Source organism: Mesorhizobium sp. M7A.F.Ca.AU.001.01.1.1, assembly GCF_004022735.1.
Lineage (GTDB): Bacteria > Pseudomonadota > Alphaproteobacteria > Rhizobiales > Rhizobiaceae > Mesorhizobium > Mesorhizobium ciceri.
Genome location: NZ_RZPF01000311.1, coordinates 1 through 7,126, shown reverse-complemented (window position 1 = coordinate 7,126; position 7,126 = coordinate 1). Strand labels below are relative to the sequence as shown.

Below are 7,126 nucleotides of genomic sequence, written 5' to 3'. Positions count from 1 at the left end.
GCCTCAGCCTGATCGACACAGCGCCGGCCTACGGTCTTGGCCGCAGCGAGGCGATCGTCGGCACCGCCATCAAGGGCAAGCGCGACAAGGTGGTGATCGCGACCAAATGCGGGCTGAACTGGCATTCGGGCAAGGGCGGGCATTTCTTCGACCAGGACGACAAGCCAGTGCATCGCTATCTCGGCGCCGACGGCATCGCCTATGAGGTCGAGCAGAGCCTGCGGCGTCTCGGCACCGATCATATCGACCTCTACATCACCCATTGGCAGGACCCGACGACGCCGATCGCCGAGACGATGGCGGTATTGGAAAAGCTCAAGGCAGCCGGCAAGATCCGCGCCATCGGCGTCAGCAATATCAGCGCCGAGGATCTCGGCCATTATATCGATGCCGGCCAGCTCGATGCGATCCAGGAGCGCTATTCGATGATCGACCGCGACATCGAGAGCAGCCTGCTGCCGATCACTCGCCGCCATGACATCGCCACGCTCAGCTATTCGTCGCTGGCGCTGGGGCTGCTCACCGGCACGGTCGACCCCGGCCGCACATTCGGCGGCGACGACCAGCGCAAGGACAACCCGCGCTTTTCCACGGCCAACCGGCAGAAGGTGGCAAAGCTGAAAGAGGCCATCGCCCCTATCGCCGAGAGCCACCAGGCGTCGACCGCGCAGATCGTCATCGCCTGGACGCTCGCCCAGCCGGGCATCACCTTCGCCCTGTGCGGCGCGCGCAATCCCGAACAGGCGCTCGACAATGCACGGGCCGGGGAGATCACGCTTGCGGCAGGCGAGCTTGCGGCAATCGACGCCGCGGCAGCCGCGCATCTCACTGCGATGGATGCCTGAGAAAAAAGGCAACAGCCCCGATGAACCGTAGCCATACGTTAGCCGGTCTGCGCGACCGGCCTGATATCGCCGTGCTCGTCATCGGTGGCGGCATCAACGGCATCAGCGTCTTTCGCGAACTGGCGCTGCAAGGCGTCGATGTCGTGCTGGCGGAAAAGGGCGATTATTGCAGCGGCGCCAGTGCCGCCCTTTCACGCATGGTGCATGGCGGCCTGCGTTATCTCGAAAACGGCGAATTCAAACTGGTGCGCGAATCGCTGCTCGAACGTGACCGGCTGCTGAGGAATGCCCCGCACTATGTGGCCCCGTTGCCGACGACGGTGCCGATCTTCGACATTTTCTCCGGCCTTGCCAACGGTGCGGTGCGTTTCCTGGGTCTGACGCGGCGGCCGAGCCGGCGTGGTGCGCTGGTCATCAAGACCGGCCTTGCCATGTACGACCTGTTCACCGCCGCACGGCGTTTGATGCCGACGCACAGGTTCAGGGGCCGCGCCGAAACCTTGAAAAAATGGCCGGCGATCAATCCGGCGATCCGCAATTCGGCGACCTACTACGACGCCTGGGTGAGCCGGCCCGAACGCCTCGGCCTGGAGATGCTGCTGGACGCCACGGCGAGCGCGGCGAACGCCCGCGCCTTGAACTACGCTCAGGTATCGTCGACAGGTGATAGCCTCGCCATTACCGACACGCTGACGGGCGAACAACTGCCGGTACGGGCGCAATTGGTCATCAACGCTACTGGCGGCTGGATCGACCTGACCAACAAGGCCATCGGGGCGGCGGCGCAGACGATGATGGGCGGCACCAAGGGCTCGCATCTCATCGTCGACAATGCAGAACTGTTCGACGCGCTCGGCGGCCATATGGTCTATTACGAGAACGAGGACGGGCGCATCTGCATCCTGTTTCCCTATCTCGGCAAGGTGCTGATCGGCTCGACCGACATCCGGGTCGACGATCCGGACAAGGTGCGTTGCGAGGAGGACGAGCAGCGCTACATCCTGCAGTCGCTCGCCTTTGTATTCCCCTCGATCAAAGTAGCTGAAAACCAGATCGTGTTCCGCTTCGCCGGCGTGCGACCCTTGCCCGCCAGCGAGGACAGTTTTACCAGCCGCATACCGCGCGATCATTTTTGCGAGTTCGTAGAAGCGAGCGGGCACCTGCCGGCGACACTGTGCATGGTCGGAGGCAAGTGGACCACCTTCCGTTCGTTTGGAGCGCTGGCCGCCGACATGGCACTGAAGCGGCTCGGCCTCGCGCGCAGCCAGGGCACGCAGGACATGGCCATCGGTGGCGGCCGTGATTTTCCGGCCGACCCGGACGCCTGGTGCGCGTCATTCGCCGCCGAGCATGGCCTGACGGTCGAGCGCGCGCAAACGCTTCTGCAGCGCTATGGCACGTCGGCCAGGGATTTCGTTTCGCACCCGGCGGGCGAACAGATGCTGCCGCAGTCGGACTATTCGGCAAGCGAGATGGGGCGCATCATCGAGCGCGAGCAGGTCGAGTGCCTTGCCGACCTGTTCTTGCGCCGCACCACCATCGCCATTTCAGGCGGTCTCAGCTTCGACCTCGTCAACGCCGTTCTCGACATGCTGGCGGCGCACAAGGACTGGAGCGCCAGCGAGGCTGCCACCGAGCGCTCGACCTTCCTCGCCTTGCTGGCCGACCGGCACGGCATCGACCTCCAGACACATCAAAGGAGCGCCCTATGCGCGTAAACAAGAAAGTCCGTATGAACCGGCTGTTCGGCGGCGGCCGCTGCCTCGACGTCGCCATCGATCATGGCGTCTGCAACGAGCCGAGTTTCCTTGCCGGGCTGGAAGACATGGCCAGCGTGGTCAACCAGCTGGTCAAGGCCGGCCCCGACGCCATCCAGATGAACTACGGCCAGGCCGACCTGCTGCAGGCCGTGCCTGGCAAGGACAAGCCGGCGCTGGTGATGCGCATCGACATGGGCAATCCCTATAACAGGATACGCCACCGGGCGATGTGGGCGGTGCTGCAGAACGAAGCCGAGCCCTTGCTTGGCGCCATCGAGATGGATGCGGCTTGCGTCGTGGTCAATCTGTTCATGCTACCCGACGAGCCGGACCTGTTCCGGCAATGCGTGCAGAACATCGCCCGCGTGCGCGCCGATTGCGAGAAATACGGCCTGCCGCTGATGATCGAGCCGCTGGCCATGCTGCCGGTCACCGAGCATGGCGGCTACATGGTCGACGGCGACGCCGATAAGATCGTCACCTTGACCCGGCTTGCCCGCGAGATGGGTGCCGATATCGTCAAGGCCGACCCGACCACCGATCCCAACGACTTCCACCGCGTTGTCGAGGCGGCGCGCTGCCCGGTGCTGGTGCGCGGCGGCGGCAAGGAGGATCTGCGTGCCGTGTTCGACAAGTCGGCCGCCTTGATGGCACAGGGTGCGCTTGGCATGGTCTATGGCCGCAACATCTACCAGCATGCCAACCCGAGCGCTGTCGTGCGCGGGCTGATGGCAATCATTCACGACGATGCCGATGGCGGCGCAGCCTGGGATCTGTACAACCAGGCATAGGCTGCGGCCTCGGGAGGCGCCAATGGCAAGCTATATCCTCGGTCTCGATGCCGGCAACACCGTCATCAAGGCCATCCTCTTCGACCTGTCGGGCCGCGAACTGGCATTCGCCGCCCGTGACGGCCGCTCGTCCATGCCAAAGCCCGGACATGTCGAACGCGACCTCGACGAACTCTGGCGCAATGCGGTCTCGGTCATTGGTCAATGCATCGCTGAAGCCGGTATCGACGCCGGCGAGATCGTCGCCATCGGCTGCGCCGGCCATGGCAACGGGCTCTACGCGCTCGATCGTGCGGGCGCGCCATTGATCGGCATCCAGTCGCTCGACACACGCGCCGTCGACATCGTTGCCGAATGGGCAGAACAGAATGTCGGCGACCGCACCTACGCACATTGCCTGCAGCGGCCGTGGGCGGCGCAGACGCCGACCCTGCTTGCCTGGCTCAAGCGCTTTTCGCCGGCTTTGTTTGCCAGCATCGGAACTGTGTTCTTGTGCAAGGATTTCGTCGTCAACCGCCTGACAGGTGCGCGCAGCAGCGATACTTCAGATATGTCGGGCTGCGGCCTGCTGCAGATGCAGGACCGCCGCTACGAGCCGGACCTGCTTGCCGCCTATGGGCTCGGCGATTGCATGGACCTACTGCCGCCAGTGCTGGAATCGGCCGACATTGCCGGCCATGTCAGCGCGGAGGTGGCGGCCCTGACGGGACTGCGCGCCGGCACGCCGGTCGTTGCCGGGCTGTTCGATGTCGTCGCCAGCGCGGTCGGTTCGGGCGTGACCAGAACCGGTGCCGCCTCGGTCATCGCCGGAACCTGGAGCATCAACCAGGTCATCACCGACAAGCCGATCCGCGACCCTTCGATCTTCATGCTGTCGACTTTCGATCGCCAGCGCTATCTGGCGATCGAATCCAGTGCCACCTCGGCCGCCAATCTCGAATGGATCGTTCGCGAATTCCTCGAACATGGCGGCGAAGCCGGCAAGTCGCCATTCGAATTGTGCAGCGAACTGGTGGCGTCCGTCGATCCCAACAGCGACATCCCGATCTATCATCCCTTCCTTTATGGCTCGCAGCAGAATGGCCATGCGCGCGCCGGCTTCTACGGCATCGCCGGCTGGCACAGCCGAGCCCATCTGCTGCGTGCGCTGTTCGAGGGGGTCGCCTTCGAGCACAAGCGCCATGTCGAGACCTTGCACAAAGCGGGCGCCGATTTCGACCAGGTGGTGTTGTCCGGCGGCGGCTCGCGCAGCAGCGTCTGGCCGCAGATTTTCGCCGATGTGCTCGGCGTGCCCGTCACCGTGGCGCGCAGCCGCGAAACCGGCGCGCTGGGAGCGGCGATCGCGGCGGGCACCGGCGTCGGCATTTTCGCGGACTACAGTGCGGGTGCAACCGCCATGACAGCGGCCGCCCGACATTTTGTACCCAACGAGACGGTTGCTCACGCATACGCACGGCGGTATCGACTCTATGGCGAGATCAACCAGGCGATGACCCCGATGTGGGAGCGCATCGCCGGACAGCAGGCGCGCACGTGACCGAAGCTTCACCGTCTCCGTTCGGCAGTTACGACTACGTCATCGTCGGTGCCGGCTCCGCCGGCTGCGTGCTCGCCAACCGGCTCTCGGCCGATCCGCGCAACAAGGTGCTGCTGCTCGAGGCCGGCGGCAGCGACCGCTATCACTGGGTCGATATCCCGATCGGCTATCTCTTCTGCATGGGCAACCCGCGTACCGACTGGATGATGAAGACCGAGCCGGAAGCCGGTCTCAACGGACGCAGCCTCAACTATCCGCGCGGCAAGGTGCTCGGCGGCTGTTCATCGATCAACGGCATGATCTACATGCGCGGCCAGGCTGCCGACTATGATGGCTGGCGCCAGGCCGGCAATGCCGGCTGGGGCTGGGACGATGTCCTGCCTTACTTCCTCAAGTCGGAAGACTTCCATGGTGGCAAGAGCGCCATGCACGGCAGCGGCGGCGAGTGGCGGGTCGAACGGCAGCGGCTTTCATGGCCGATCCTCGACGCCTTCCGGGACGCGGCCGAGGAACTCGGCATTCCGCGCACCGAAGACTTCAACACCGGCACCAATGAAGGCTCGGGCTATTTCGAGGTCAACCAGAGGAAGGGCGTCCGCTGGAACACATCGAAGGCGTTTTTGCGCGGTATAGCGGGGCGCAAGAACCTGCGCGTAGTGCTCGGCGCGGAAACCGAACGGCTCGAATTCGACGGCCGGCGCGTCACCGGACTGGTTTTCCGCCAAGGCGGCCGCCTGCATCAGGTCCGCGCTGGACAGACGATCCTTGCGGCCGGCGCCATCAACTCGCCCAAGCTGCTCGAACTGTCGGGGGTGGGGCGCCCCGACCTGCTCTCGGGCATCGGCGTGGATGTCCGTCACGCGCTGCCGGGTGTCGGTGAAAATCTGCAGGACCATCTGCAGATACGCACCGTCTTCAAGGTCGCCAACACCGCCACACTCAACCAGCGCTACCACAATCTGGTCAGCCGTGCGTCGATGGGGCTGGAATACGCGCTCAAGCGCAGCGGGCCGCTGTCGATGGCGCCAAGCCAGCTCGGCATCTTCGCCAGGAGCGATCCGCGCCTCGCAACGCCCGATCTGGAATATCATGTGCAACCGCTGAGCACCGACCGTCTGGGCGAGCCGCTGCATCGCTTTCCCGCGGTCACCGTCTCGGTCTGCAATCTGCGTCCGGAAAGCCGGGGCAGCGTGCACATGGCTTCGTCCGACGCGCGGGAGACGGCGAAGATCCGGCCGAACTATCTTTCCACCGAGGGAGACCGCAGCGTGGCCGTCGCGTCGTTGCGCCATGTCCGCAGCTTGATGAAGGCTCGGGCGGTGGCGCGCTTTGCGCCGGAAGAGATGCTGCCCGGCACGCAGTATGACAGCGATGAAGAGCTCATCCGCAAGGCCGGCGATATCGGCACGACGATCTTCCACCCCGTCGGCACCTGCAAGATGGGTTCGGATACGATGGCGGTGGTCGACGACGGCCTGCGTGTTCACGGGCTTGCCGGGCTGCGCGTGGTCGATGCCTCGATCATGCCGACAATCGTCTCGGGCAACACCAACTCGCCGGTCGTCATGATCGCGGAGAAGGCAGCCGAGATGATCCTGCAAGAGGCCCGCTGACCGCCATCGGCTTCAAGCCGTGGCAACACCGCGCGATCGCCGCTTCTCGGCCGCCGCGAGCAGATCGACGAAGGTGCGCACCTTGGCGGGCCGGAACCGGGCCGGCGGAAAGACTGCGTGGATGCCGCCTGACGGCAGGCTCCAGTCGGCAAATACCGGCACCAGCCGCCCCTCGGCGATATCGTCGCTGACGCTGTAGTCCGGAAAGACGCCCAGCCCGATGCCGACGAGCACGCAAGCAAGGGCGGCGGGGCTCTTGTCGCACATGAGGACCGGATTGAGCTCGGTCAGCACCGTTTCGCCATCCCTGGAAAACAGCCATTGGCCGATGCCGCGCAACTGGGTGTTGCCGACCCAGGCCAGCGATCTTGCCTGGTGCGGCGTCAGGTCGGGCGGCAGGCTCGCCGCGAAGCCAGGGCTCGCCACCACGATTTGCCGGATCGTCCCCAGCCGCCGCGCCTGGTTCGAGGAATCGGTGAGCCAGCCGACGCGGATGCCGAGATCGATCTGCTCGTCCACCAGATTGCTGACGGCGTCGTCGAAGATCGCCTCGACGCGCATCTGCGGATAGGTTCTGAGA

At 64.9% G+C, this 7,126-nt stretch carries 6 protein-coding genes; 5 read left to right on the top strand and 1 reads right to left on the bottom strand.

Annotation, left to right across the window (positions count from 1 at the left end):
- The 5 genes from EN884_RS19350 to EN884_RS19330 all read left to right on the top strand — a co-directional run.
- A partial coding sequence (locus EN884_RS19350; protein ID WP_164895059.1) for an aldo/keto reductase occupies positions 1-845 on the top strand: 845 nt, incomplete at its 5' end.
- A gap of 20 nt (positions 846-865) precedes the next feature.
- The gene (locus EN884_RS19345) at positions 866-2,563 is read left to right on the top strand and encodes a glycerol-3-phosphate dehydrogenase/oxidase (protein ID WP_063169060.1); all 1,698 of its coding nucleotides are present in this window, start codon (positions 866-868) and stop codon (positions 2,561-2,563) included.
- Positions 2,564-2,577: 14 nt separating this feature from the next.
- Complete coding sequence (locus EN884_RS19340; protein WP_024504448.1) at positions 2,578-3,396, top strand: aldolase; 819 nt, start codon at positions 2,578-2,580, stop codon at positions 3,394-3,396.
- Between the two features lie 22 nt (positions 3,397-3,418).
- Positions 3,419-4,933, top strand: a complete 1,515-nt coding sequence (locus tag EN884_RS19335; protein ID WP_063169059.1) for an FGGY-family carbohydrate kinase — start codon at positions 3,419-3,421, stop codon at positions 4,931-4,933.
- On the top strand, positions 4,930-6,546 hold the full coding sequence (locus EN884_RS19330; RefSeq protein ID WP_063169058.1) for a GMC family oxidoreductase: 1,617 nt from the start codon (positions 4,930-4,932) through the stop codon (positions 6,544-6,546). The genes EN884_RS19335 and EN884_RS19330 overlap by 4 nt, the downstream gene beginning before the upstream one ends.
- Positions 6,547-6,558: 12 nt before the next feature.
- Here EN884_RS19330 and EN884_RS19325 read toward each other — a convergent pair.
- Positions 6,559-7,126 (bottom strand): substrate binding domain-containing protein (locus EN884_RS19325; protein ID WP_206617610.1); only part of this gene is annotated, 568 nt, incomplete at its 5' end.